Raw genomic sequence first — 26,802 nt, forward strand, 5'->3', positions numbered from 1 at the left:
AGTGAGTTCTTGAAGCGTCAAATTGGCCTCTTGCTCAGGGGCGCCGGCATGGGGGCCGCCGATGCGGTGCCCGGTGTCTCCGGGGGCACCATCGCCTTCATCACCGGCATCTACGAGGAGCTGCTCTACACCATTCGCCGCTTTGGCCCCAGTGCCATCGTGGCCTGGCGCCAGGACGGCGTGGCCGGGCTGGTCGCCCACCTCAACCTGTCGTTCCTGGTGCCGCTGCTGGCCGGCATCGCCACCAGCCTGATCAGCGTGGCTCACCTGGTGGTGTGGCTGATGGAAGCACAGCCGCTGCTGCTCGACGGCTTCTTCTTCGGCCTGGTGGCAGCCTCGGCGCTGGTGGTCGGCCGGCATCCCGCTGACTGGCGTTTCTGGCATCTGCTGCCGTTGCTCGTCGGTCTGCTGCTGGCCCAGGCCCTGCCGGCGCTGATGCCTTGGCTCGGCCAGCTCGGCAGCCCTGCCCTGGTGCTGGTAGTGGGCGGGGGGATCGCCATCAGTGCGCTGCTGCTGCCCGGCGTGTCGGGCAGCTTCCTGCTGCTGACCATGGGGCTTTATGGCAAGGTGATGGCAGCGATCCGTGGCTTCGACCTGGAGGTGCTCATGCTGTTCGGCGGTGGCTGCCTGATCGGGCTGTTCGCTTTCTCGCGGCTGCTGTGCTGGTTGCTCGAACGCTTTCACACCGCCACCCTGCAACTTCTGGTGGGGTTCATCCTTGGCTCACTGCCGGTGCTGTGGCCATGGCGGGAGCTGGTCCGCTATCAGCTCGGGCCGGACGGACAGATGATCCCCCTCGATTTTCGCTATCTGACACCCTCGGGGTTTACCCAGGTCACCGGGGATCCCGCTCAACTGCCCGTCGTGGTGGCACTGATGCTGGCCGGTGCCGCCCTGGTATGGGGCATCGGCAGAGCCCATCGAGGTGGCGAGGCTTTCGCCCGCGATGGCCGACACAAGGACAAGGAGGAAGGTTCCGATGCATAAGGTATTGCTAATTTCCGGGTTGGCCCTGACCCTGGCGGGATGTGCCGCCTCCCAGCAGGCGCCCCAGCCGGTGCAGGTCCAGGACCTGTCGGCCAGCCGTGCCACGGATCGGCCGGCCAGCTACACCGTCGCGCCTGGAGACACCCTGTACGGTATCGCTTGGCGCCATGACATGGACTACCGCGATCTGGCACGACTCAACCATATCGAGCCTCCCTATCGCATCCAGCCGGGGCAGCAGCTGTCGCTGGGCGATAGCGCCACAGCCAGCAGTGGTGGCGCCGGCGAGTCCGGCCAGGCGGTGACCGCGGCGGCGGCGTCCGCTGGGGGCGCCGTGGCCACCGGTCTCGGTGGCGGGACTCAGGACGACGGTTCGCTGGACTGGCTATTGCCCGATGGCAGCACCGAACGCAGCGGCGAGAGCGCCGGTAGCGAGGATTCGTCCTCCGGGACGGCGGCCGCGAGCGAGGCCCGCGCCGAAGGACCGGGACCGGTCTACGATCCCGACAGCCCTGGGGCCGATGGCGAGCTGAGCGATAGCGATCAGGCCGAACGTCGCCGGCGCGAGGCCCAGGCGCAAGCCGAGACCCAGTCGCAGGCCGACGCCCAGTCACAGTCGCAAGCGGCCGAAGAGCGGCAGGTGGCCGACAGCGGGTCTCAGGCCGAAGCCGAGAGCGACGTACAGGCCGATGCCGGTACCCAAGTGGCCGGTGAGCCGGCCGCCGAGAACCGCGAGTCGCGCCGTTATACGCCGGTGGATGACGTGCCCTGGCAGTGGCCTGTCAACGGTGAAGTGGTCGGCGGTTTCGGCGAAGGGGGCAGCATTACCGCCGGCATTGATATCGACGGACAAAAGGGGCAACCTGTCAAGGCGGCCGGACCGGGCATCGTGGTTTATGCGGGCAGTGGCGTACGTGGCTACGGCAACCTCATCCTGCTCAAGCACAATGACCAGTACCTCAGTGCCTACGCTCACAACGACACTCTCAGAGTGAAGGAAAACGATGTGGTCGAGGCCGGCGAGGTGATCGCCACCATGGGCGACAGCGACGCCGAAGATGTCAGGCTGCATTTCGAGGTGCGCAAGGATGGCCAGCCTCAGGACCCGCTGGAGTATCTCCCCAAGCGTTGAAGGGAAGGGTCACAGAGTCGCTCGTTTCAGCAGCACAAAAATTTACAATGATAACCTCTGACATCGATCGTTTCGGGCATGACTTGATGCCCATGGCAACCACGGGGTGACAATCGATGAGCATGCTTGAACGGGACTTGCAGGACGTGGACCTGGAATCAGCCTCCGAAACCAGCGAGCAGGAGGTCGAGGTCGAGACCGCCGCGGCCGAAGATGCGGATAGTGACGAGGCCTTCGAGAAGGCACTGAGCCGGGAGGATCGTCACTATCACCACAGCCTGGACGCGACGCAGATCTACCTCAACGAGATCGGCTTCTCGCCGCTGCTGACCCCGGAGGAAGAGGTTCACTTCGGGCGACTCGCTCGCAAGGGCGACCCTGCCGGCCGGTCGCGGATGATCGAGTCCAACCTTCGCCTGGTGGTCAAGATCGCGCGCCGCTACCTCAACCGCGGGCTGACCCTGCTCGATCTTATCGAGGAGGGCAACCTGGGCCTGATCCGCGCGGTGGAAAAGTTCGATCCCGAGCGCGGTTTCCGCTTCTCCACTTATGCCACCTGGTGGATTCGTCAGACCATCGAGCGGGCGCTGATGAATCAGACCCGCACGATTCGACTGCCCATCCATGTGGTCAAGGAACTCAACATCTACCTGCGGGCGGCCCGCGAGCTGACCCAGAAGCTTGACCACGAGGCGACCGCCGAGGAAATTGCCGACTATCTCGACAAGCCGGTGGAAACCGTCAAGAAGATGATGGGGCTCAACGAGCGGGTCTCGTCGGTCGATTATCCGGTGGGCACCGAGAGCGACAAGCCGCTGATCGAAACGCTGACCGACGACAACGACCTGGGCCCCGAGTCGACCCTGGTGGACGGCGACGTCAAGCAGCACGTCGACGACTGGCTGGCCGAGCTCACCGATAAGCAGTGCGAGGTGGTGGTGCGTCGATTCGGCTTGCGTGGCCACGAAGCCTCGACTCTCGAGCAGGTCGGCGAGGAGATCGGCCTGACCCGCGAGCGCGTCCGCCAGATCCAGGTGGAAGCGTTGAAAAAGCTCAGACGAATGCTCGACAAGCAGGGGCTGGATCTGGACGCCATCTTCGAGTGATCACGCCCCGAATCTCGGCAGAAAGCCAGGACCCTGTCCTGGCTTTCTGCGTTATGAAGCCTCATTGGCACGATGGTCTGGATAGTATGGTTTTGCTGGTTGAAAATACTGCCAAATAAATATATTTCGGTTTATTTAGCCATGAAAATGGCGATCAATTGAAAAATAATAGGGCTTTTGCCTTTGCTGGAGTCTTGCCCATGGCCCGACCGCTGCGCGCCGACATCGACCTGGACGCCCTGCGCCACAACTATCGCCTGGCTCGTGACCTGTCGCCTGGCAGCCAGGCGGTGGCAGTGCTCAAGGCGGATGCCTACGGTCACGGCCTGGTGGCCTGCGCCTGGGCCCTTGAGGGGCTGGCACCGGCCTTCGCCGTGGCCTGCATCGAGGAGGCCGAGGCCCTGCGCGAGGGCGGCATCGTCGCCCCCGTCGTGCTGCTGGAGGGGATCTTCGAGGCCGCCGAGCTCGAGCGCGTCGAGGCCCTGGGACTGTGGATGGCGGTACACAGCGAGTGGCAGTTGGATGCGCTGCTGGCCTATCGTCCGGCACGGCCGATCCCGGTGTGGCTCAAGGTCGATTCCGGCATGCATCGGCTGGGCTTTGCGCCGGAGCGGGTCGAGGCTGCCTGGCAGCGCCTGGTGGACGCGCCGGACCATGCCTGCGATCTGCACCTGATGAGCCACTTCGCCACCGCCGATGCTGTCGACGACGGCTATTTCCGCCGCCAGGCGACGCTGCTCGCCGAGCTCGCCGAGCGGCTGGGCGCGCCCACCTGCCTGGCCAATTCCCCGGCGACCCTGGCCCGCCCTGAAAGCCACGGTGCCTGGAACCGCCCAGGAGTGATGCTCTACGGCAGCGATCCCCTGGAAGCGGCCAACGATGCCAGCCTGCGCCTGGCCCCGGTGATGACCCTGCGCTCCGAAATCATCGCCGTACGTGAGCTGCCGGCGGGCGAGCCGGTGGGCTATGGCGGTCGCTGGACGACCCCGCGGCCATCGCGTATCGGCGTGGTGGCCTGTGGCTATGGCGACGGCTACGACCGGCACGCCGTCGACGGCACCCCGGTGCTGGTCGAGGGGCGGCGCACGGCCATCGCCGGCAAGGTATCGATGGACATGCTGACCGTGGACCTCACCGATATCCCCGAAGCGGATATCGGCAGCGAGGTGGTGCTGTGGGGCCGCGCGGGCAACGGCGAGGTGCTGTCGGTGGACGAGGTGGCCCGGCATTGCGACACCATCAGCTATACGCTGCTCACCGGGGTGCTGCCGCGGGTGCCGAGACGCTATCATGGTGGTTGAATCCGAGTAAGAGCGCCCCATGTCCAAGGACGAGACCCAGACCTCCTTCGCCCATCCCCGCTACTGGCCGACCTGGCTGTCCATCGGCGCCATGCGCGTTGCCGCCTGGTTGCCCTGGCGGCTCAAGCTGTGGGTGGGGCGGGCCATCGGCCTCACCGTCTGGCGATTCGCCAAGCGGCGCCGACACATCACCGAGACCAATCTGCGGCTGTGCTTCCCGGAGCTCGATGAGGCCCAGCATGCTCGGCTGGTGCGCGAGACCTTCATCGCCAACGGTATCGGCATTCTGGAGACGGCCACCGGCTGGTGCCGGGACCCCGAGCATCTGCGCCACCGCGTGACCTTCAAGGGTCAGGAGCACATGGCGCGCGCCCAGGCCCAGGGCAAGGGCGCGCTGATCATCGGCATCCACTTCTCGACCCTGGACCTCGGTGGGGCCCTGCATTCGCTGTTCTTCCCCGCCGACGTGGTCTATCGGCCCCACGACAATCCGCTGTTCGAGCGTTTCATGACCCGCGCCCGCTCACGCATCTTCGGCCGTGCCATCGACCGCCACGACCTGCGCGGCGTGGTTCGCAGGATCAAGGGCGGCCACAACGTCTGGTATTCGCCGGATCAGGATTTCGGCCGCGATGCCAGCGTCTTCGCGCCCTTCTTCGGCGTCGAGGCGGCGACCATCAAGCTCACCGCCAAGATCGCCCGCATGACCGGCGCGCCTGTCATGCCGCTGATCTTCCATCGCAACCCTGATGATCGCACCTACACCCTGGAGTACCTGCCGCCGCTGGAGAATTTTCCCACCGGTGACGACGTGGCCGATGCCACCCAGGTCAACGCCGTCATCGAAGCCGCCATTCGCCGCCACCCTGAGCAGTACCTGTGGCTGCACCGCCGCTTCAAGACCCGCCCCAAGGGCGAGCCCAAGCTCTACTGACGCAGGAAAGCTGGAAGAGCGGCGCTTCGCGCCTGGAAGAGGGAAGTCATAAGAAAACCCCCGCGACCGCAGGGTCGTGGGGGTTTTTAACGCTGATCAGGAAGCGTCGAAGTCATCGGCGAGCAGGCTCGGTAACAAGGCGCCCGGCGCGCAGCTCCCGGAATGTAGCCTGCTACATGAGGAGAGCGAGCACCGCGTAACGCCGTGACCGAGCCGCGCAGTCATGGATTCGGCGTTTCCTCAAGCGTCGATGCGCTTATATTTCATCCGGTGCGGGGTATCGTCGCCCACGCGCTTCCTGTGATCCGCCTCGTAGTCGGTGTAGTTGCCCTCGAAGAATTCCACGTGGGAATCCCCTTCGAAGGCGAGGATATGCGTGGCGATGCGGTCGAGGAACCAGCGGTCGTGGGAGATCACCAGGGCGCAGCCGGGGAAGGCCAGCAGGGCCTCCTCGAGGGCGCGCAGGGTTTCGATGTCCAGGTCGTTGGACGGTTCGTCGAGCAGCAGCACGTTGGCACCCTGCTTGAGGGTCTGGGCCAGCTGCAGGCGACCGCGTTCGCCGCCGGACAAGTCCGACAGGCGCTTCTGCTGGTCGTTGCCCTTGAAGTTGAAGCGGCCCACATAGGCCCGCGAGGACACTTCATAGCCGTTGATGTTGAGGATGTCCTGGCCGTCGGAGACCGCCTCCCACACCGTCTGCTTGTTGTCCAGGGCGTCACGTAGCTGTTCCACGTAGGCGATGTCGACGGTCTCGCCCTTGACGACCTCGCCGCTGTCCGGCTGCTCGGTGCCGTTGATCAGCTTGAACAGGGTCGACTTGCCGGCGCCGTTGCCGCCGACGATGCCGACGATGGCGCCGGGCGGAATCGCGAAGTCCAGGTTCTCGTAGAGCAGCTTGTCATCGAAGGCCTTGGACACGCCGTGGAACTCGACGACCTTGTCGCCCAGGCGCGGACCGGGCGGAATGTAGATCTCGTTGGTCTCGTTGCGCTTCTGGAAGTCGCCGGACTGCATCTCCTCGAAGCGGTTGAGGCGCGCCTTGCTCTTGGCCTGGCGACCCTTGGCGTTGGAGCGCACCCACTCGAGCTCGTGCTTGATGGCCTTCTGGCGCGAGGCCTCCTGCTTGGCCTCCTGCTCCAGGCGCTTCTCCTTGGCTTCGAGCCACTGGGAGTAGTTGCCCTCGAAGGGGATGCCTTCGCCGCGGTCCAGCTCGAGGATCCAGCCGGCCACGTTATCGAGGAAGTAGCGGTCGTGGGTGATCGCCACCACGGTGCCGTTGTAGTCGTGCAGGAAGCGCTCCAGCCAGGCCACGGACTCGGCGTCCAGGTGGTTGGTCGGCTCGTCCAGCAGCAGCATGTCGGGGCTGGAGAGCAGCAGGCGGCACAGCGCCACGCGGCGCCGTTCGCCCCCGGAGAGGTTGCCCACCTTGGCGTCCCAGGGCGGCAGGCGCAGGGCTTCTGCTGCCACTTCGAGCTTGCGCTCCAGGTTGTGGGCGTCGGCGGCCTCGATGATGTTCTCCAGGCGCGCCTGCTCGGCGGCCAGGGCATCGAAGTCGGCGTCCGGCTCGGCGTAGGCGGCATAGACGCCGTCGAGCTTCTCCTGGGCTTCCTTGATCGCGCCCAGCGCCTCTTCCACGGTCTCGCGGACGTTCTTCTCGTCGTCGAGCTCCGGCTCCTGGGGCAGGTAGCCGACGTTGATGCCCGGCATCGGGCGGGCCTCGCCCTCGAACTCGGTGTCGACGCCGGCCATGATGCGCAGCAGCGTCGACTTACCGGCGCCGTTGAGGCCCAGCACGCCGATCTTGGCACCCGGGAAGAAGGACAGCGAGATGTCCTTGAGAATCTGCTTCTTGGGGGGCACGACCTTGCCCACCCGATTCATGGTGTAGACGTATTGCGCCATGGAATCTCACTAAGGTTGTAAAGAACGGATTGGAGAATGCGCTGGCCCATGATGATAGAGCCCGGGCGGAGGAATGGCTAGGGCCGACCACGCACCTCGAATCTCGAGTCTCACTCCTCCTCGTCGATTCCCCAGTCGTCCTCGATGGCGCGTTTCAGGCGGCGTTCCTCGAGCAGGGTCTCCAGGCGTCGTCGAGCGCGCAGCTGTTCGGTGCGGCTGGCCGGGCGGGCACGGCGATAATCGTGGTCGTTGACGGCCTCGTCCTGATCGTCGTCGTAGAAGTCGTCGTCGAGGGTTTCTTCGTGATGGGCATTCTGGCGCATGCGAGGTCCTCCCATGGCCGTGCCGCTCGGGTAGCGGCAGAGACGGATCCGACACCCCGTATCGAGCGGGGCCCCAGGATGCCCTTGACGGGCACCTGACGGCTATATAAGGGGAGATGCGGCCAAGCGCAAGAGGAGAAGGCAAGAAATATCATGCCGCCGTGTCCGTGTGGGCTGCACCTGGCATCGGGGACGTCACGCCATTGGCCGTCGACGCCGGGGGCGCCGACGTGGGGAATTCAGGACAGGCCGTGCTCGGCCTTGAGTCGCTCGAGCTCCTGCTGGGCCTCGACGCGCTCGGTGACGTCCTTCTGCACGCCGATGAAGTAGGTGAGGGCGTCGTTCTCGTCGAAAACGGGAGTGATCGACAGCTCGTTGTAGAACAGCGTGCCGTCCTTCTTGTAGTTGCGCAGCACCTCCCGGCACGGGCGGCCCTCGGCGAGCGCCTTGCGAATCGTGGCGAGGGCCGGTTGATCGCGGTCCTCGTTCTGCAGGAAGCGGCAGTCGCGGTAGAGGATCTCGTCGGCGCTGTAGCCGGTCAGGCGCTCGAAGCCTTGATTGACGTAGATCAGGATATTCTCGTCGCCCTCCTGCTCGGCGACGACGATACCATCCTCGGAGGCATCGACCATTCGTTCCAGCAGGTCCGGGCTGATCAGGGGCGGGCGTTTCATCGAGGCATTCCTGTCGCGAGAGCGTGATGGACGGCGCGGCCAGGCGCCGCCCCTTTGTAAAATATCATGGCCAGCCGGGACCGGGATTTCAACGTTGGAGCCACTCATTCGACCTCCGGCAACCGTGTGGCGCTGGCGGCGGCGGCCAGCGCGGTGACGCCCAGCGCCAGCAGCAGGGCGCCGCTGCCGAGCCACTGGGCCAGGGCGCCGACCAGGCCGCCGACGATCAGCATCAGCACACCGGTCAGGGTGTTGGAAAGCGCCACGTAGAGCGCGCGGTTCTCGGCGCCGGCCAGGTCGACGACATAGGTCTTGCGTCCCAGCCGGGCCCCAGCGTGGACGATCACCAGCAGCGCGTAGAGCACAGCGTAGGGCCAGACGCTCGCCGTCCAGGCCAGAGGCAGCCAGGCCAGCAGCGCCCCGGCGGCGCAGCACACGGTGGTGCCCAGGGCGGCGAGGCGCATCACCCGGCGGCTCGAGTCGTCGGCGCGTTTGCCCCACACGGGGCTCGCCACCATGCCGGCGATGCCCGAGACGATCACCAGCACCCCCAGGCCGCCCAGCTCGGCGCCGGCCTGCCGCTGGCCGAGCAGGGCCACGTAGGGCAGCGCCAAGGCGCTCGACAGCAGCAGCGCGCGAGACAGGTTGAAGTGGCGGAAGGTGCGGTCCTCGCGCAACAGGCGCAGCCCCTCGCGCAGCGTCGAGGCGATACTGTCGCCGCCCTCGACGGCGCCGGGCACCTCGCGGATGCGTGCGGCGCAAAGGGCATTCATCGCCCAGCCTAGGGCGGCCACTGCCAGCAGCGTAGCCAGGGCAAGCTCGCCGGGACGGTCGCCGAACCACACCAGCACGGCACCGGCGGCCAGGGTCGCGGCGCCCGCCAGGCTGCCGCTCCAGCCCATCAGGGTACCGCGGCGCTGCTTGGCGATGGTCTTGCCGAGCACGTCCTTGGTGGCGATCGACGACAGGCCTCGGGCCAGCGACAGCGCCACCAGCACGGCGAGCACCAGGGCGCCGCCGGTCCCCCCGTGGCCGAACAGTGCCAGCAGCGCCAGGGCGGCGGCGGCCAGGGCCTGCAGGAGGGCGCCGGCCACCCATACCCCCTTGCGCTCCGGACGGCCGCGGATGACGCCGGCCACGAACACCTGGGGCAGCAGGGCGCCGGCCTCGCGGATCGGTACCAGCAGCCCGACCATCCAGATCGGCGCGCCGATCGCTCCGAGCAGCCAGGGCAGCACCAGCCGGGCGCTGGCCAGCTCGTCGGCCAGCTTGTTGCCGAGCGAGGCCGCCAGGTGCAGGAAAAAGTTGCGCGGCTGCTCCTGGCAGGCCTCGTCGGGGATGTCCTTGCACATGCGGCTGTCCTCGTCGCCGGTCAGCCGCTCGTAGAGGCGGGTCTGGCTGATCTCGGGGGCGGCCATGGGGGCTCCTCGCTGGTAGGATGAAGCGCTTATTGTTGCGACAGGAAGGGCATCGTGTCACGTATTCGCATTCACTACTGTACCCAGTGCCAATGGCTGCTGCGCAGCGCCTGGTATGCACAGGAACTGCTCTCCACCTTCGGCGAGGATCTCGAGGAGGTGGCCCTGGTGCCGTCTCACGGCGGCTACTTCGAGGTCTTTTTCGACGACGTGAGCCTCTGGGAGCGCAAGCGAGACGGCGGCTTCCCCGACGTCAAGACGCTCAAGCAGAAGGTCCGCGACCGCCTCGACCCCGAGCGGAACCTGGGCCATATCGATCGATAATCTGGCGGCTGCGGGCTGCGGGCTGCGGGCTGCGGGCTGCGGGCTGCGGGCTGCGGGCTGCGGGCTGCGGGCTGCGGGCTGCGGGCTGCGGGCTGCGGGCTGCGGAGAATAAACAGGGAGACGTCATGACAACGGATCGTCGCGCCATTCTGTACGGGCTGGGCGCCGTCGCGCTCTGGTCCACGGTGGCCACAGCCTTCAAGGTTGCGCTCGCCAAGATGACCCCGCTGGAGCTGATGTGGATCGCTGCGCTGGTCTCCTGGGCGGTGATCGGCGTGCTGGTGGTGCGCCGCGGGTTGCTCGGCGAGGCGCTACAGCGCGGCTGGCGCACCGCGGCCTGGGCCGGGCTGATGAACCCGGTGGCCTACTATCTGGTGCTGTTCGCTGCCTATGACCGTCTGCCGGGCCAGGAGGCGATGGCACTCAACTACACCTGGGCATTGGCCATGGCGCTGCTGGCGGTGCCGATTCTCGGCCAGCGCCTCACCCTCATGGACATCCTGGCGGGCCTGGTGGCCTACGGCGGGGTCTGGGTGATCGCCACCCGCGGCCAGGTGCTCGACGTGGCCTTCGCCGACCCGCTGGGCGTGGGCCTGGCGCTGGTCTCGACGCTGATCTGGGCGCTCTACTGGCTGCTCAACGTGCGCGACCGTCGCCCGCCGCTGGTCGCCCAGTGGCAGAACTTCAGCGTCGGGGTGCCGGTGCTGACCGTGCTGCTGCTGTTCGGGCCGGGCTTGGAGTGGCATGGCATCACGGGGCTCGCTGCCGGCGTCTACGTGGGGCTGTTCGAGATGGGGATCGCGTTCGTGCTCTGGCAGCTGGCGGTGGGCACGGTATCGCGCACCGCCAAGGTCTCCAACCTGATCTTCCTGTCGCCGCCGGTGTCGTTGATGTTGCTGTACCTGGTCGTCGGCGAGCCGATCCTGCCCTCGACCCTGGTGGGGCTGGTACTGATCCTCGGCGGGCTGGCCCTGCAGCAGTGGCAGAAGGCTCCGGCGACGCCGGACGAGGCTTAATTTCCCCGCGAGGCCAGCGCTACGCCTTGCTGTTCCAGCAGCGGTGCCAGAGCCGGCCAGACATTGTCGAGCAGCGCAGGCTGAGCCGCCGCCGTGGGGTGGATGCCGTCGTCCTGCATCAGCGATTCATCGAGCGCCACGCCTTCCAACAGGAAGGGCACCAGGGCCACCTCGTAGCGCTCGGCGAGATCGTCATAGACGCCGGTGAAGGCGTTGCGGTAGGCCGGCCCGTAGTTGGGCGGAATATCGATGCCGAGCAGCAGCACTTGGGCGCCGGCGGCCTGGCTCTGCTCTATCATGCCCGCCAGGTTGGCGCGTAGCTGACCGGGCGGTAGCCCGCGCAGGCCGTCGTTGCCGCCCAGTTCGAGCAGCACGATCTCCGGGGCGTGCTGTCGAAGCAGCTCGGGCAGCCTGGTCGCACCGCCGCTGCTGGTCTCGCCGCTGATGCTGGCGTTGATGACTTTGGCCTTTCCCTCCAGCCGATCGGCCAGCAAACTGACCCAGCCGGCGTCGCGCTCGATGCCATAGGCGGCACTCAGGCTGTCGCCCATCACCAGCAGCCGCGGGCGCTCGTTGGCCATCGCTGGCGCGGCCATCAGCACCAGTAGCGCCCAGAGCAGGCACCGTGCCAGGGTGTCGTGAGCTCGACCAACAGGGATGCGCTTTCTCATGACCGACCTCATGTCCGACTCCTCGCCAGGAAAACCCTATCCTATTCTACGCGCCGCCCACCTGACCAAGCGGGTGGAGAGCGGCGAGCGCTCGCTGACCATTCTGAGTGATCTTGCACTCGAGGTGTTCCCCGGCGAGAGCCTGGCCATCCTCGGCCAGAGCGGCGCGGGCAAGTCGACCCTGCTCGGCCTGCTGGCCGGGCTGGATGCACCGAGTGCCGGCGAACTCGAGCTGTTCGGCGAGCCGCTCGGCGAGCTCGACGAGGATGGCCGGGCCGCGCTGAGGGCGGGCCGGGTAGGTTTCGTGTTCCAGAACTTCCAGCTGCTGCCTACCCTGACCGCGTTGGAAAACGTGCTGCTGCCACTCGAGCTGGCACCGGACGGCGATGCCGAGGCCCGGGCCCGGGACTGGCTGGGCCGTGTGGGGCTCGGCGAACGCCTCGACCACCTGTCCAAGCAGCTTTCGGGCGGCGAGCAGCAGCGTGTCGCCTTGGCCAGGGCCTTCGTCACTGACCCCGAGCTGGTGTTCGCCGACGAGCCCACGGGCAACCTCGATCCCGCCACCGGCGAGCGTATCATCGATAGCCTGTTCGCCCTGAATCGCGAGGTCGGCACCACCCTGGTGCTGGTCACCCACGACCGCGCCCTGGCACGGCGCTGCGATCGCTGCCTGTCGCTCGTCGATGGGCGGCTCGAGGCGATCGTGCCCGAGGAGGTCGGCGCATGACCGGGCCGCGCTCTCAGCGACTGCGCCATGCCGTGCGCCTCTCGTGGAAGGGGCTCAGGCGTGACCTGCGCGCGGGCGATGTGCGTGCGCTGTTCGTGGCGCTGGTCCTGGCGGTGGCCGCCGCCACCATGATCGGCTTCTTTCTCGACCGCCTGGAACGCGGCCTGACCCGCCAGGCCGGGCAACTGCTGGGCGGCGATATCGTTCTCGAACAGTCACGCCCCTTCGACGCCGCACTGCGTGGTGCCCTGGAGGACGCCGGGCTGACGCTCTCCGACCAGGTCGACATGGTGTCCATGGTCAGCCACGACGAGGCCTTCCAGCCGGTCAGCGTCAAGGCGGTGGACGATGCCTATCCGCACTACGGCGAATCAGTGGTCGATCGAGGTGATGGCGCCGAGGCGCTGCCTCGCGGGCCCGAGCGGGGCACGGCCTGGGTCGCCCCGCGCCTGGCGCTGCTGCTCGACCTCGAGATCGGGGACCGACTGCGGCTGGGTCAGGCGGAGCTCGAGGTGCGCGGGGTAATCGAACGCGAGGCCGACCCCTCGGCGGGTTTCGGCAGCTTCAACCCGCGGCTGATGGTGCACGTCGACGATCTGGACGCCACCGGCCTGATCCAGCCCGGCTCGCGCATCGAGTACGAGATCCTGGCCGCCGGTCCGCCGGCCGCGGTGGAGGCCGTCACGCCCCGGCTCGAGCGGCTGCGCGACGAAGGCGTCGAGGTGCGCGACGTGCGCCGCGACCGGCCGAGGCTTGGCAGCGCGCTGTCCCGCGCCGACCGCTACCTGAGCCTGGCCGGTCTCGCCGCGGTACTGCTTGCCGGCGTGGCGGTGGCCATGGCCACTCGTCGCTACGTCGAGCGTCATCTGGACACCGCGGCCCTGCTGCGCTGCTTTGGGGCTCGCCAGGCAGATCTGGTAAGGCTGTTCGCGCTGCAGCTGCTGTGGCTGTCGCTGGCTGCCGCGGCGCTGGGCGCGCTACTCGGGCTGGCCGGTCAGGCGCTGCTGCTGGGTCTGCTTGGCAGCCTGGTGACGGTGGAACTGCCTCCGCCGGGGCTCATGCCGCTGGCGCTCGGTGTGCTTACCGCACTGGCGGTGCTGGCCGGGTTCGCTGGCCCGACCCTGCTACGCCTGCGACGGGTCAGCGCGCTCAAGGTGCTGCGCCGCGAGCTCGATCCGCTGCCGGCGTCCGCCTGGTGGGTGGTGGGCGTCGCCGGCCTGGTCTTCGGAGCGCTGCTGTGGCTGTATTCCGGCGATCTTGTCCTGGCGATTTCGCTGCTGCTCGGCGGCGGCCTGGCGCTGGCGATCCTTTGGGGGCTCGGCGGGCTGTTGCTGAGCGCGCTGCTGGCGCTCTGTGCCCGACTGCCTCGGCGTGGCGGCTCGGGGCCGCTTCAGGCGCTGCGTCTGGGCGGTCGCCAGCTCGCCCGACGCCGTGCCGCCAGCCTCGGCCAACTGCTGGCGTTCTCGGTGGCGCTGTTCGCCATGGCGATGATCGCTCTGGTGCGCGGCGATCTGCTCGACGCCTGGCAGGACCAGCTGCCGCAAGACACGCCCAACCAGTTCGCCATCAACATCCAGCCCGCCGAGCGTGACGCCTTCGCCGAAGCCCTGAACGAGGCCGCCGAAGCGCGCAGCGCCCTGTATCCCATGGTGCGCGGGCGGCTCACCGCCATCGATGGTCAGCCACCCCGCGAGGCGGTGCCGGCGGAGGCGCGCGGCGACAATGCCCTGCGCCGCGAGCTCAATCTGACCTGGCGCGCCGACCTGCCGGAGGGCAATCGCCTGGTGGCCGGCGAATGGTTCGAGGACGTTGACGGGGCGACGCAAGAGAGCGATCGCGCCTCACCGGTGCCGGTTTCGATGGAGAGCGAACTGGCCGAGCGCCTGGGCCTCGGACTCGGCGATGTCCTGACCTTCAGCGTTGGCAGTGCCACCGTCGACGGCCGGATCGCCAGCCTGCGCGAGCTGGACTGGGACAGCTTTCGGCCCAACTTTTACGTGATTTTCCCGCCAGGGGTGCTCGAGCGCTTCGGACACAGCTACATCACTGCCTTCCATCTCGACACCCGCGACCGCGACACCCTTCGCCGCCTGGTCCGCGACTTCCCCGGCGTGACCCTGCTCGACGTGGAGGCGATCCTCGAGCGGGTGCGCGAGGTGCTCGCGAAGGTCAGCCGGGCCGTGGAACTGGTGCTGGGCCTGGTGCTGCTGGCCGGGGTCAGCGTGCTCTATGCCGCGCTGACCGCCAGCCTGCCGGTGCGTGCCCACGAAGCCGGGCTGCTGCGGGTGTTCGGCGCCGGCGATCGGCTGCTGTCGCGGGTGCAGGGCGCAGAATATGCGCTGCTGGGGCTGGCCAGCGGCCTGCTCGCCGCGGCGCTGACCGAGCTGGCCGCCGCCGGGCTCTATGGAGGCTGGCTGGATCTGGCGCCACGTTGGCATCCAGCGCTATGGATCGCGCTGCCGCTGGGTGGAGCGCTGTTGGTCGGCGTCATCGGCCAGTGGCTGTCGAGGGGTGTCCGGCGCCAGGCGCCGGCCGAGAGCCTAGGCTTGTTAGGAGAGGCCTGAAAGGCATCCGATCATTGCGTCAGAGAGGCAAGATGAAGGAATCGCTGCGCCTTGCATTGCTCGAGGCCCAACTGGAGCTGGCGCGTCGGGCCTCGCGCTCGGTGCTGCTGCTGGTCACCGGTCATGCCGCCGCCGGCAAGACCGCGCTGATCAACGAGCTCAACCATCGCCTGGAGAACCGGCTCACCGAGGTGCATGCCCTGGCGCCGAGCAGCGAGGAGCGCGAGCGTCCCTACTGGTGGCGCTACTGGCGCCGCCTACCGGCTCGCGGGCGGGTCGGCGTGTTCGTGCACGGCTGGTATGGCGATGCGCTGTTCGCCCGCGTCGAGCAGCGCCTGGGGGAGGGGGCCTTCCGCGATCGCCTGGCCGAGATCCGCGCCTTCGAGGCCGAACTGGCCGCCGAGAACGTGGCGATCATCAAACTGTGGCTGGACATCGACCGCGACGTCCAGGGGCGTCACCTTCGCGAGCTATGGCACGACCCCGAGCGGGCCTGGCAGGTCAAGGATCACGACTGGCAGCGCCATCTCCAGTACGCTGCCCTGGCCTCGCGGGGGCACGAGATGCGCCGCGCCACCGAGGCCGATCACGCCCCCTGGCTCTGCCTGGTGGGCGGCCCGGGGCAAAAGCCCATGAAGGCGCTGGCCCATCGCCTGGTGGAGGCCATGGCCGGCTCGCTGCCCGATGTCGAGGCGCCGGTCTCTCGCTCGGTGGCGGGCGCCGCGGGGCCGCCGCGGCTGGCGGATCTCGCCGCGCAGGCGCCCCGGGCCCTGGGCAAGGCGCGCTACCGGGAGCGTCTCGCCGAGGCCCAGGCGCGGCTGGCCGGTAATGCCCGCGAGATCCAGCGGCGGCGGATTCCCGTGGTGCTGGTCTTCGAGGGCCAGGATGCCGCCGGCAAGGGAGGCTGCATCCACCGGCTGACCTCGGCGCTCGACGCCCGCCAGTACCGCGTCCATCGCATCGCCGCACCCAGCGACGAGGAGCGTGCCCATCCCTGGGCCTGGCGCTTCTGGCGGCGCTTGCCGCTGGACGGCCGCGTGGCGATCTTCGACCGTTCCTGGTACGGACGGGTGCTGGTGGAGCGGGTCGAGGGACTGGCCGAGCCGGCGGCGTGGCGGCGTGCCTACGACGAGATCCGGCGCTTCGAGCGCCAGCTGCTGGCCCATGGCGCGGTGCTCGGCAAGCTGTTCCTGGCGGTCGACAAGGACGAGCAACTGCGTCGCTTTCGGTCCCGCGCCGAGACGCCCCACAAGCGCCACAAGCTCACCGATGAGGACTGGCGCAATCGCGAGCGCTGGGAGGACTATCGGCGGGCGATCGACGACATGTTTGTGCATACTCATGACGTCGATGGGGGCTGGGCCCTGATCGACGCCAACGACAAGCGCCGTGCCCGTCTGGCGGTGCTGGACCATGCCAATCGCCTGCTCGAGGCGCGTCTCGCAGAGCCGCGCTGACGCCCGCAGGCGGGATCATCAGGGAGGTGACCCTCATGCGTATGACCCCTTCGCGAGCCGCCGCGCTCGCCGCCTTTCTCGCCATGCTGCCCTGCGGCCTGGCGCAGGCCGATGCCGATCGCCTCGAGAGCGATCTGCGCGCGCGCTTCGCCGAGGCGCCCGGCGAGCTCAGCATCGGTGAAGTGTCCGACAGCCTGCTCGGCGGCGAGACCGCGGCCGAGGACCTGAGCTTCGTCGATGACGATGGCTCGAAACTGGACGTGGCGCGCTACGTCGTCGAGGGGGACTACGAACGCCCCGATGCAGTCGTCATGGAGGGCCTGCGGCTCGAGCGCTCCGGTAGCGAGGCCGGTGTGCTGACTGCCGACCGGGTGCGCCTCGATGGCCCCGGCGGGCCGCTGCCGTGGCCCGAGGGGCCGCTGCGCGACGTCGACTTCGAAGCCAACGAGCTGACCGCCGAGGGGCTGCGCCTGGAACTCGAGGCGGCACCGGTCACTTCCTCCGACGGCAAGAAGACCCTGGCCCCCACGGGCCCGTCCAGTGGTTGGCTGACGATGGAGCGATTGCACGCCACCGAGCTGTCGCGACAGGCCATCGGCCACCTGGAAATGAGCGGTATCGAGGGGCATGGGGAAGGGCTCGAGGAGATGGGCGACGGCGACTTCACGCTGGCGTCGCTGAGCCTTGAGGGAATGCGTCATCTGCACGATGACGGCAAGGAGCCCACCCTGGATCAGATGACGCTGAATGATCTGAGCATCGTGTCGGATCGCCTGGTGGCCGACCTGGCGCGGCTGACCTATGACGGCGACATGCGCGACGGCGAGGGGGGAATGCGCCTCGAGTCGCTCGACCTGGACCTGGCGCAAATGATCGAACTGGCGCCGCCCGAGAAGCGCACCGAGCTGCGCCTGGCCAGCAACGTGCTCACCGGCGGCAGCGGCAGGCTGGCCCTGGATGCCGAGTTCGACGGTCGCTGGGAAGCCCTGGGGCGGAAAAGCCTGCTGAATGGCGAAGGTCGGATCACCGCCGGTGATGCCTTCCGTTGGAACATCGATGCCGAATTACCGGTGCGCCTGCCGGAAGGCGTGGAGCCGGCGGCCTACCTGGCCGAGATGGAGGACCTGCGTGGGGTTACCCTGCTCGGCGGTCGGATCGACACCACGCTTGCCGACCTGGGCCTGTTCGGTCGCATGCCGGCGGTGATGGCGGCCAGCCGAGGCGTCAGCGAGGCCGAGTTCCTCGACCAGGCACGCACCCAGGCCAAGGGCTTCGGTACCATGCTCGGGCCGGAGGTCGGCGCGCTGCTGAACGGCTTGGTGGACATGATGGTGGGCCAGGCCGGCGAGCTCACGGTGCACCTGACCCTGCCACCGGAGAGCGATGCAGACACGCTGGCTGCGGATCCCCTGGGGCTGCCGAGCAAGCTCTCGATGCGGGTGGAGACCCGCTGAGATCGGCCTTCAGAATTACTGAAGCGCACATGAGAAATCATGGGGCGCCGCATGACGGGGTTTCAAGTGAAAGCCGCCATGGGCTGGGGTATCATGGCGGCCTTCGATTTCCCCGTTGATGCGAGGTTTCCCGCCGATGTTCAGCCGTGACATGCAGATTTCCGGTTTCGATGATGCCCTGTTCGATGCGATGCAGAAAGAAAGCGCGCGTCAGGAGGCGCACATCGAGCTGATCGCCTCCGAGAACTATGCGAGCCCCCGGGTCATGGAGGCTCAGGGCAGCCAACTGACCAACAAGTATGCGGAAGGCTATCCCGGCAAGCGCTACTACGGCGGCTGCGAGTACGTCGACGTGGTCGAGCAGCTGGCCATCGACTATGCCAAGGAACTGTTCGGCGCCACCTATGCCAACGTCCAGCCGCACTCCGGCTCTCAGGCCAACGGCGCCGTCTTCCAGGCGCTGGTCACTCCGGGCGACACCGTACTGGGCATGAGCCTGGACGCCGGCGGTCACCTCACCCACGGCGCCAAGCCGAACTTCTCCGGCAAGCATTACAACGCCGTTCAGTATGGCATCGACGAGAACGGCCGCATCGACTACGACCAGGTCGCCGAACTGGCGCGCGAGCACAAGCCGAAGATGATCATCGCCGGCTTCTCCGCCTACTCTCAGATCATCGACTGGGCCAAGTTCCGTGAGATCGCCGACGAAGTGGGTGCCTACCTGCTGGTCGACATGGCCCACATCGCTGGCCTGGTGGCCGCCGGGGTCTACCCGAGCCCGCTGCCCCATGCCCACGTGGTTACCACCACTACCCACAAGACCCTGCGCGGTCCGCGCGGCGGCCTGATTCTCTCCCGCGAGGGCGACGAGGCCATCGAGAAGAAGCTGCAGTCTGCAGTGTTCCCGGGCATCCAGGGCGGTCCGCTGGAGCATGTCATCGCCGCCAAGGCGGTCTGCTTCAAGGAAGCCATGGCGCCCGAGTTCAAGACCTATCAGCAGCAGGTCGTCAAGAACGCCCAGGCGATGGCTAGGGTGTTCATCGAGCGCGGCTTCGACATCGTCTCCGGCGGCACCGAGGACCACCTCTTCCTGCTGTCGCTGGTCAAGCAGGGCGTGACCGGCAAGGATGCGGACGCTGCCCTGGGCCGCGCCCACGTCACCGTGAACAAGAATGCCGTGCCTAACGACCCGCAGAGTCCGTTCGTGACCTCCGGCCTGCGTATCGGCACCCCGGCGGTGACCACTCGCGGCTTCGGCGAGACCGAGTGCAGTGAACTGGCCGGCTGGATCTGCGATATCCTCGACGTCCTGGCCAAGGGCGACGACACCGCCGCCATCGAAGCCGAGGTCAAGGGCAAGGTCGAAGCCGTCTGCGGCCGCTTCCCTGTCTATCGCTGATACCGCCACGGTGGCCCGAGGCCGCCGTTGTGAGTCTGCGTATATTGCGACACAGCCCCGCCTTGGCGGGGCTGTGTCGTCAGGGGACGGGATCAGGCGAGACTAGTTGCCTCTCCGAGGTTGAGGCCGACCAGGACGGGGTCGTGGTCGGAGCTACGAAAGGCATCCGGCGCATAGAGGTTCTCGTCCTGACGGTCGCTGGTGTAGTCGGTGTTGTAGTCCAGTGCCGAGGCCTCGTCGGCGTTGATGTGCCAGGCTCGGGTGCCGCTGACCTGCGATGCCAGTGAGGCACTGGCCAGGGCGTGATCCAGCGAGCCCCAGAAGCCGTCGTAGACGTAGCTGTGATCCTCGTCCAGCAACGCGTAGCCCGCCTCGGTCAAGGTCGTGATCGGGTCCTCCATGGCATAGGCATTCAGGTCGCCGAGGATCAGCACGTCGCTGTCGCCGCTGCCGGTCGGGTCACTGGCCAGCCAATCGCGCAACGCCTTGGCCGCCTCGACGCGGGTGGGATTGTTGTTGCCCTGACCGTCGCCGATGGCCTCTTCGCCGTTGATCACGCTGCCCTTGGACTTGAAGTGGTTGACCACGGCGGAAAAGCGCTCGCCCGAGTCGAGTTCCTCGAAGGTCTGCAGCAGCGGGGCGCGGTTGGCGGTGGCGAAGGCGCCATCGGTCTTGGTGACGGCGGAACCCACGGTCGTGACGGCCTCGCTGTTGTAGATCATGCCGACGGCGATGGCATCGTCACCGGGGCTGGTAAGGTTGCCCTCGGCATCTCGAGGGATGCTGTAGGCCCAGTTCACGCCCTCGATCCCCTTTGTCGCCACGTCGGCGTTGAGGGCCTCGACCAGTGAGGCAATGGCGCTGTCCTCACCGTAGCCGTTGTTCTCGAGTTCCATCAGGCCGACGACATCGGCGCCGCTGGTGTTGATGGCCTCGACAAGCTTGGCTTCCTGGCGCGCGAACTCCTCGAGATTGTCGGCGCCACGCGGGTCGTGCGAGGTGCCGTTCGCTGTGACGGTCTGGTTGCCGTCTTCGTCCAGGGTCGTGAAGTAGTTGAGGACGTTGAAGGACGCCACGGTCAGTCCCGGGTTGCCCAGTGCCTCTTCGGCCGGTGCGTCGGGGCGCTCGGGGCCGGCAAAGTCGAGCCCCCCGACGTTCTGGACCTTCCACTCATCGAAGCTGAAATCGAGTACGCCCTCGAGCTTGTTCAACTGATCGCCGCCGCGGAGCGGGTTGTCGGCGGAGAGCACCTGGCCGTTGCGGCCGTAGATCACCGGGTCAGGATTCTGGGCGCTGTTGGCATCGTCGATCTTGATGGTGCGGGCTTCGGCATCTGCCAGCCAACGGCTATAGCCTTCCTGATCGGGGGCGTTGACCTCAGTGAACTGTTCCAGTCGCCCGCCGGAGGAGAGCGTGACTTCGCCGTAGCGGCCCAGTTCGTACAGCTCGGTGACCGTCAGCGGCTCGCCATCCCGGGCCTCGATGGCGATACGCATGCCCTCGAAGGCCTCCAGACCGTGCTTGTCGGTGAACGGCATGGCGATGTGCTGGCTCTGCGGCAGGGCAAGACCGCTGTCCAGCACGTCCAGGCTGGCACGCTCGGCGCTGATCTGGGTCTTGTCGTAGTACTCGGAGACGCTGCCGCTGATCCGGATCTGCTGTCCGGCCGCCAGGTTGGCCTCCAACCAATCGGCACTGCCACTGCCGGTGTAGACGAAAATGCCCTCTGAGGTCGTGGCGTCGGCGTCGTTGTCGGCATCCTCCTCCTGCAGGAAGAAGCCGTCCAGGCCGGGAGCGACCATGGTCACGATGGCTTCCATGGTGACCCGTTCGCCCGCCAGGGGGCTGGCATCGCCGCTGCCCTGAATCGACGAAATCCTGGTGATGTCGGCGGTGGGCTCGGTCGCCGTTCCGGGCGTCGCCAGTGCCGGCACATCGCCGTTATCGCCTCCCAGGGCGGTGGAGGCGGTCACGCCATCATCCTGGGCGGTGACGAAACGCTGAGCGTTGACGTCCCAGGCCGCGGCGTCAAAGCCCTCGGTGTCCGGATAGCGCCCGGTCGCCACCTGGTCGCCATCCACGCGCGGGTCGCCCAGCCAGAGCGTGACGCCATCGCCGCCGCTGCCGAGCCCCGAGGCGTCCTCGGCGTAACCGATCGACAGGTTCTCTATCCCTTCCAGCTGGCTCCATGCCTGGCGAAATTCGGTCACGGCATCGGCGCCTCCATCGACCAGCACGATGGCCGACTCTCCGGGAGCCAGAGGATCCAGCCCCTGGATCTCTACGGCATCCTCGGGGGCGGCGCTTTCATCGTCGTAGTAGAGCGGGGTCGTGGAGACGTCGAGGGTCTCGTCGGAGCGGTTGGTGATCTCGAACCAGTCCTCGGTCACATCGTCGCCGCTTTGTCCGGACCAGATTTCGGTGATCGCCAGGCCGATATCGCGCTCACCCGGCACATGGGGAGCGTCCATGGTGCCGATCCGGAACGATGAAGTGGCACTGTCAGGCAGCATGTCGTTGCTGCCGGTCCAGTTGGCGATGTTGCCGATGGACGCCAGCAGTTGTTCCGCGGTACCGGTCCCCGGTCCCACGTAGGCCACGTTGTCGTATTCGCTGCTTGGCCCTTCACCCGCTGCTACGGCGGTCAGCCCCGCCTCGAGTCCCGGGGGAAGCGCCGAGTCGTTGGAACTGGAGGCGGCGCCCTGCCAGGTATCGCTGTTGGTCTGAACGGCAAACAGGAACGTCGGTTCGCTCGGCGTGCCGGTGAAGGCTATTACCTGATCGCCGCTGGAGGAGAGGTTGAAGCCGTTGTTGCCGACCTCGTCTCCGTTGGCCTCCTGGAACTGCTCGCTCTGGTCGGCAAATGATATGAGCGTGCCTGGTGCCACTCCGCCTTCCGGAGCCGTCCACGTGACCGCACCTTCATTGGCACGGAAGGCACCATCGTTCCAACCGGAGTCGGTAAAGGTGATCTGCGCCCCCGCCGAGATGCCCTTCAGGGCGACGAACTGGAAGTCGTCGGGAGAATCGGCCTGGACGGCGGTGATGGCAATATCCCCCGGGCGGGGAGTGAAGTCGGGCAGGGTCGGAATATCGACATCCACACTGATGAAACGCTGCTGATCTACTGGTAAGTCCTTGGATTCCTGGTCATCTTCCAGCCAGTCCACGCTACCGCTATCGTAGAGAACGCTCGCGGTAACGTCGCCATCGGTCGCTTGCAGACCGAAGATGGATTCTGGCTTGGCACCCAATGCCTCCGGGGCGGTATCGAGATCGATGCCGTCGATCTCGCGCACTGCATGGGCGCCGTCCCAATGATAGAGCGCGAAGCCTTCCTCGCCGTCATCGTGTTCGGGGCCAGCCAGCACCAGGAAGTTGCCATCAGAGGTAGGTTCGATGGAGCGGATCACGCGGCCGCCCAGGTCCAGGCGAAGCGGCGTGCCGAACTCGGCCGTGTCGGCTTCCCCCGCCACGAGGGCCGGCACATTGGTCACCGGAATTACCTGTGCCAACCCTTCATCCAGAGGGGCACGCAGTCCCAATAGCAGAGTGTTATCCGCGAAGGCCGCTCCCTCCACGTTGAGTCCGGCAGCAAGCCCCAGAGCGTTGGCTCCTTTGTCATGGCCGCTCTCGCCGTCCCAGGCTTGTAAATCAACGGCCAGGTCGGCGTACTGACCTTGTACCTCGACGTTGAGGCTATCGGCATCACTGCCATCGATACGAGTGGCGAACAGCAAGGAGCGCTGCTCGTTCTCGTGGGAGCCCAGCCAGTACTGAATGCCGTCTAGGCTGGCCACGGCCTCGATGTCCACTTCATCGCCGTCGCTCAGGCCCAGCGCATCGTTCAGGTCGATGGATGCCAATGGTTCGCCGCTGGTATCGCGATCATAGAGTCGCAATACCTGGTCTTCGTCATCAGCGACCAGCATCAGCCTGTCACCAACGGTGATAGCCGCCGAGGCATCGGAAGCACCCAGGTGGTAGCGCTCGTTCAAGCCAAGATCGGGATTGTCCGTAGAGGATGGCTCTTCCTCGTCACCTCCGGTGTTGTCCGGCGTATCATCGCCTTCATCCGGCGGTTCGGCGGGTGAGGGAGAATCGTCATTCTGATCGTCACTGTCATCGGCGGGAGGTTGGGCAGATTCCTCGAGCGCTTCAAGATAGCGATCCAGCGCCTGTTCGGGAGGCCCGTCATCTTCCAGTATTGAGGTGAGATGACGTTGCTCCTGACGCGCGATACCTTCCTCGCTGGCTTGAAGGGTGGCAACGATATCGCTACGCGAACCGCCGGCAGCCAGCTGCTGAAGCCAGTAGCTCTGGCCTTCGGGATCGGGTTGGCGGTCGAACACGTTGGCATAGGCCCCTTCCAGCCAAGCCTCATCGGACAGCGAGGCTATGTCGTCGTCGGCCTCTTCGGAAGCGTGCATGGCGGAGCCGATCTCTTCCAGAGAAAGTCCTTCACGCAGCTCGCCGACCCAGAAGCGCAGCCCCGGGAGATCCGGTTGACGCAGGAGCTGCTGTTCGTACAGCGCAATCACCGGCGCGACCGTTGCATGGAATTCCTGGCTATCGAGAAATGCCTGGGCAACCTCTGAAAGAGATTGGCTTTCACCCTCGAGCTGACCTTTCCAGTAGGCCATGCCCGAGGCATCGGGTTCACGCAGCAGGATGTCTCTGTACAGATTAGCGAGCAGGATTTCAGTGGACATGAGGCAATCTCTTGAATGGTCAATCGGTAATATATTTTTGCATTCTAATATTTAGATTGATTGACGCTTGGGTGACGCTTTCTTTGGAGAAATGCGAAAGAGAGCCAATAGTGAAACTGTCAAATGGATGTCACTTTCGGCGTCGACACTGGTGCGCCCAAAGTCATGACGCAAGGGAGTGAGTCTCATGAGCAACTTTCGCCTGCAGCTACTGCATGCCTCCGATATGGAAGGTGGCGGTGGCGATCTGCTGAACGCGCCCAACTTCGCCGCGATCGTGGACTATCTCGAGGAGCAGGAAGCCAATTCCCTGTTCGTCAGTTCGGGAGACCTTGTGCTGCCGGGACCCTACCTGGCGGCGGCCGGCAGTGATGCGTTGCAGCCGGCGATCCAGGCCGCGGCCGAGGCGATCTATGGCTTGCCTGCCGGCTCGTTGGAAGACGTGTCGGCCGCTTCGGGGCGCGTCGAGACGCTGCTCATGGACTTGCTGAATGCCGATGCGGTGACGCTTGGGAATCACGAGTTCGACCAGGGCACGGGGTTGATCGCCGACATGATTGCACCCGTGATCGGTGAGAGCGGCATGGAATGGATGGGCGCCCAGTTTCCTTATCTCTCGGCCAATCTCGACTTCAGCGCCGACGATAATCTGGCCGATCTGGCGACGACCGACGTGCTGGATCGCGATGCCTTCCGCGCGTCGCCTGATGAGGTGCTGGATGGTGCCATGCCGTCCAAGCTGGCTCCGGCCGTGGTGACCGAACGTGGCGGTGAGCAGATCGGCATCATCGGTATCACCACCCAGATTCTGGAAAGTATCTCTTCCCCGGGAGATACCGAGGTGCTGGCGGGTGGCAGCGATGATATGCAGGCCCTGGCCGACCTGATCCAGCCGATCGTCGACCAGATGGAAAGCCAGGGCGTCAACAAGATCGTGCTGGCTTCCCATCTGCAGCAGATCCAGTACGAGGAAGAACTGGCCACACTGCTGGATGGCGTCGATATCGTCATGGCGGGTGGGTCCAACACGCTGTTGGCCGATGACGAAGACGTCGATCGAGGCCTCTATCCGGGTTCCGGCGAGCCCTACGATCGTTATCCCATCGTCACCCAGGATGCTGCAGGTGACGATGTGGCCATTATCAACACCGACGGCGGCTGGCGTTATGTGGGGCAGCTGGTGGTGGAATTCGACGAGCAGGGACGCCTGATCGCCGACTCCGTGGAATCGGCGACGTCCGGGGTCTATGCCGCGACGGATGAGCAGGTGGCGGCTCTCTGGGGAGAATGGGAGAACGCCTTTGCCGATGGCACCAAGGGGGATATCGCCGACGACCTGGTGGGGGCGGTCGCCGACTTCGTTTCCGAGCAGGATGGCAATATTCTCGGGCTGACCGATACCTACCTGGTGGGTGAGCGAGGCAAGGTGCGTACCGAAGAAACCAATCTCGGTAATCTGACTGCCGATGCGAACCTGTGGTATGCGCGTCAGGTGGATGAAGACGTGCTGGTGTCGTTCAAGAACGGCGGGGGAATCCGCGAGCCGATCGGGCGTGTCGTGGTCGAGGGGCAAGATAGCGAGCCGAGCTTCGAGGCACCGGCGGCCGACTCGGCCATCGGCAAGCCGGAAGGTGGCGTGTCGCAGCTTGATGCTGCCTCGGCGCTACGTTTCAACAACGATCTTGCGATCCTCAGCGTGACCCGCGAGAAGCTGGTCGAGATTCTCGAGCATGCCGTAGCGGCCTCGGCGCCCGACATCACGGCGGGCCAGTTTGCCCAGGTCGGCGGTATTCGATACAGCTTTGACTGGGAGCAGCCCGCCGGCGAGCGCATCCAGAGTGCCGCCATCGTCGATGAGGCCGGCGCCACCCTGGACGTGCTCGTCAACGATGGAAGCCTCGTCGGCAGCGCTGACAAGATCGTCAAGGTCGTGACGCTTGGCTTCATGGCGGACGGTGGCGACGGCTACCCCTTGGGGCAGGGAGAGTATCTGGAGCGAGTCGACCTGGTCGATGCCGTTAATGAAGACGGACGGTTCAGCTTCGCCGACTCGGGTACCGAACAAGATGCCTTCGCCGAGTACATGGCAGAGTTCCATTCCGAGACGCCGTTCAGCGACGCGGAAACGCCGGCGGGGGAAGATGCCCGTATCCAGAATCTGGCGGCACGTGACGATCAGGTGCTGGTGGGAGACGTCGACTCGCTGCTGCGGCTCTACGATGCCGCCTTCGACCGTCATGCCGATGGGGCGGGGCTAGGCTATTGGCTGGATCGTCAGGAACGTCTCGATCATTCGGACATTGCTGATGCCTTCGTCGATTCGGTGGAGTTTCAGCAGCTACATCAAACCATTGAGGACGCGGCGTTCATCGATCTCATGTATCACAATGTCCTTGAGCGCGATGCCGACGTGTCGGGCCGCGACTACTGGATTGACCAGCTCGCTCAAGGAGATAGCCGAGGCAGCGTGATGGTGGGCTTCACCGAGTCCTCTGAAGCGTTGTCCCTGATCGCCTAGCGCGAGACAGCGCTATCGCCGGAAGGCGATTTCCCCACCGTCGGTCGCACGAGCCCCGACGCCCCGATGGGCGTCGGGGCTTTTTCATGACGCCGGGCTCGGGGAATAGACGGTCTCGAACGTGCCCTGTTCGACGTTTCGACGAGACCGAGAGAGCGCTAGGCTTGGCGCTTTGCCACG

Annotated in this window: 19 protein-coding genes; 13 read left to right on the forward strand and 6 right to left on the reverse strand. The window is 66.3% G+C overall.

All coding sequences use genetic code 11. From position 1 onward, the window contains the following. Positions 1 to 9: 9 nt before the first annotated feature. The 5 genes from ACGTN6_RS07655 to lpxL all read left to right on the forward strand — a co-directional run bounded on the left by ACGTN6_RS07655 (position 10) and on the right by lpxL (position 5,460). On the forward strand, positions 10 to 987 hold the full coding sequence (locus ACGTN6_RS07655; protein ID WP_394590770.1) for a DUF368 domain-containing protein: 978 nt from the start codon (positions 10 to 12) through the stop codon (positions 985 to 987). After that, positions 980 to 2,119, forward strand: a complete 1,140-nt coding sequence (locus tag ACGTN6_RS07660) for a peptidoglycan DD-metalloendopeptidase family protein (RefSeq protein WP_394590771.1) — start codon at positions 980 to 982, stop codon at positions 2,117 to 2,119. Before ACGTN6_RS07655 ends, ACGTN6_RS07660 begins: the two co-directional genes overlap by 8 nt. 116 nt (positions 2,120 to 2,235) lie before the next feature. Beyond that, positions 2,236 to 3,225: an RNA polymerase sigma factor RpoS gene (gene rpoS / locus ACGTN6_RS07665; protein ID WP_183388469.1), complete on the forward strand. Its 990-nt coding sequence runs from the start codon at positions 2,236 to 2,238 to the stop codon at positions 3,223 to 3,225. Positions 3,226 to 3,425: 200 nt separating this feature from the next. Then, complete coding sequence (alr, locus tag ACGTN6_RS07670) at positions 3,426 to 4,526, forward strand: alanine racemase (RefSeq protein WP_394590772.1); 1,101 nt, start codon at positions 3,426 to 3,428, stop codon at positions 4,524 to 4,526. 19 nt (positions 4,527 to 4,545) lie between these two features. Continuing rightward, positions 4,546 to 5,460 (forward strand): LpxL/LpxP family Kdo(2)-lipid IV(A) lauroyl/palmitoleoyl acyltransferase, encoded by a 915-nt coding sequence (gene lpxL / locus ACGTN6_RS07675; RefSeq protein ID WP_394590773.1) that lies wholly within the window; start codon positions 4,546 to 4,548, stop codon positions 5,458 to 5,460. 240 nt (positions 5,461 to 5,700) lie between these two features. Here lpxL and ettA read toward each other — a convergent pair whose 3' ends face one another. The 4 genes from ettA to ACGTN6_RS07695 form a co-directional block, all read right to left on the reverse strand. Next, positions 5,701 to 7,362, reverse strand: coding sequence for an energy-dependent translational throttle protein EttA (gene ettA / locus ACGTN6_RS07680; protein ID WP_394590774.1), 1,662 nt, complete (start codon positions 7,360 to 7,362; stop codon positions 5,701 to 5,703). A 110-nt stretch (positions 7,363 to 7,472) separates the two neighbouring features. Continuing rightward, positions 7,473 to 7,685 carry a PA3496 family putative envelope integrity protein gene (locus tag ACGTN6_RS07685; protein ID WP_183388464.1) on the reverse strand — a complete coding sequence of 71 codons (213 nt, stop codon included), beginning with the start codon at positions 7,683 to 7,685 and terminating at the stop codon, positions 7,473 to 7,475. A 239-nt stretch (positions 7,686 to 7,924) separates the two neighbouring features. After that, positions 7,925 to 8,359: a PAS domain S-box protein gene (locus ACGTN6_RS07690; protein WP_183388463.1), complete on the reverse strand. Its 435-nt coding sequence runs from the start codon at positions 8,357 to 8,359 to the stop codon at positions 7,925 to 7,927. A 104-nt stretch (positions 8,360 to 8,463) separates the two neighbouring features. After that, on the reverse strand, positions 8,464 to 9,777 hold the full coding sequence (locus ACGTN6_RS07695) for an MFS transporter (RefSeq protein ID WP_394590775.1): 1,314 nt from the start codon (positions 9,775 to 9,777) through the stop codon (positions 8,464 to 8,466). Between the two features lie 54 nt (positions 9,778 to 9,831). Here ACGTN6_RS07695 and ACGTN6_RS07700 point away from each other — a divergent pair, with 54 nt between their 5' ends. Together ACGTN6_RS07700 and ACGTN6_RS07705 are read left to right on the forward strand one after the other, a co-directional pair. Continuing rightward, positions 9,832 to 10,101, forward strand: a complete 270-nt coding sequence (locus ACGTN6_RS07700; RefSeq protein ID WP_394590776.1) for an Rdx family protein — start codon at positions 9,832 to 9,834, stop codon at positions 10,099 to 10,101. 125 nt (positions 10,102 to 10,226) lie between these two features. Continuing rightward, positions 10,227 to 11,117, forward strand: coding sequence for a DMT family transporter (locus ACGTN6_RS07705; protein ID WP_394590777.1), 891 nt, complete (start codon positions 10,227 to 10,229; stop codon positions 11,115 to 11,117). On the opposite strand, the gene ACGTN6_RS07710 is transcribed toward ACGTN6_RS07705, so the two are convergent. Then, positions 11,114 to 11,788 carry an arylesterase gene (locus tag ACGTN6_RS07710; RefSeq protein ID WP_394590778.1) on the reverse strand — a complete coding sequence of 225 codons (675 nt, stop codon included), beginning with the start codon at positions 11,786 to 11,788 and terminating at the stop codon, positions 11,114 to 11,116. The two genes, ACGTN6_RS07705 and ACGTN6_RS07710, sit on opposite strands and share 4 nt — an antisense overlap. A 10-nt stretch (positions 11,789 to 11,798) precedes the next feature. Here ACGTN6_RS07710 and ACGTN6_RS07715 point away from each other — a divergent pair, with 10 nt between their 5' ends. The 5 genes from ACGTN6_RS07715 to glyA all read left to right on the forward strand — a co-directional run bounded on the left by ACGTN6_RS07715 (position 11,799) and on the right by glyA (position 19,392). Beyond that, positions 11,799 to 12,515 carry an ABC transporter ATP-binding protein gene (locus ACGTN6_RS07715; RefSeq protein WP_394590837.1) on the forward strand — a complete coding sequence of 239 codons (717 nt, stop codon included), beginning with the start codon at positions 11,799 to 11,801 and terminating at the stop codon, positions 12,513 to 12,515. Further along, entirely contained in the window at positions 12,512 to 15,079 is a 2,568-nt protein-coding gene (locus tag ACGTN6_RS07720) for an ABC transporter permease (protein ID WP_394590779.1), read from the forward strand. The genes ACGTN6_RS07715 and ACGTN6_RS07720 overlap by 4 nt, the downstream gene beginning before the upstream one ends. Positions 15,080 to 15,111: 32 nt before the next feature. Further along, positions 15,112 to 16,536, forward strand: a complete 1,425-nt coding sequence (locus tag ACGTN6_RS07725; RefSeq protein WP_394590780.1) for a polyphosphate kinase — start codon at positions 15,112 to 15,114, stop codon at positions 16,534 to 16,536. A 35-nt stretch (positions 16,537 to 16,571) separates the two neighbouring features. Next, the gene (locus ACGTN6_RS07730) at positions 16,572 to 17,990 is read left to right on the forward strand and encodes a hypothetical protein (RefSeq protein ID WP_394590781.1); all 1,419 of its coding nucleotides are present in this window, start codon (positions 16,572 to 16,574) and stop codon (positions 17,988 to 17,990) included. Between the two features lie 136 nt (positions 17,991 to 18,126). Beyond that, positions 18,127 to 19,392 (forward strand): serine hydroxymethyltransferase, encoded by a 1,266-nt coding sequence (gene glyA / locus ACGTN6_RS07735; protein WP_394590782.1) that lies wholly within the window; start codon positions 18,127 to 18,129, stop codon positions 19,390 to 19,392. A 92-nt stretch (positions 19,393 to 19,484) separates the two neighbouring features. On the opposite strand, the gene ACGTN6_RS07740 is transcribed toward glyA, so the two are convergent. Then, positions 19,485 to 24,104, reverse strand: a complete 4,620-nt coding sequence (locus tag ACGTN6_RS07740) for an ExeM/NucH family extracellular endonuclease (RefSeq protein WP_394590783.1) — start codon at positions 24,102 to 24,104, stop codon at positions 19,485 to 19,487. A gap of 187 nt (positions 24,105 to 24,291) precedes the next feature. Here ACGTN6_RS07740 and ACGTN6_RS07745 point away from each other — a divergent pair, with 187 nt between their 5' ends. After that, entirely contained in the window at positions 24,292 to 26,622 is a 2,331-nt protein-coding gene (locus tag ACGTN6_RS07745; protein WP_394590784.1) for a DUF4214 domain-containing protein, read from the forward strand. Positions 26,623 to 26,802: the final 180 nt, after the last annotated feature.

The sequence above is a fragment of the Halomonas sp. B23F22_20 genome, assembly GCF_043496985.1.
In the GTDB taxonomy this organism is placed as follows: Bacteria; Pseudomonadota; Gammaproteobacteria; order Pseudomonadales; family Halomonadaceae; genus Halomonas.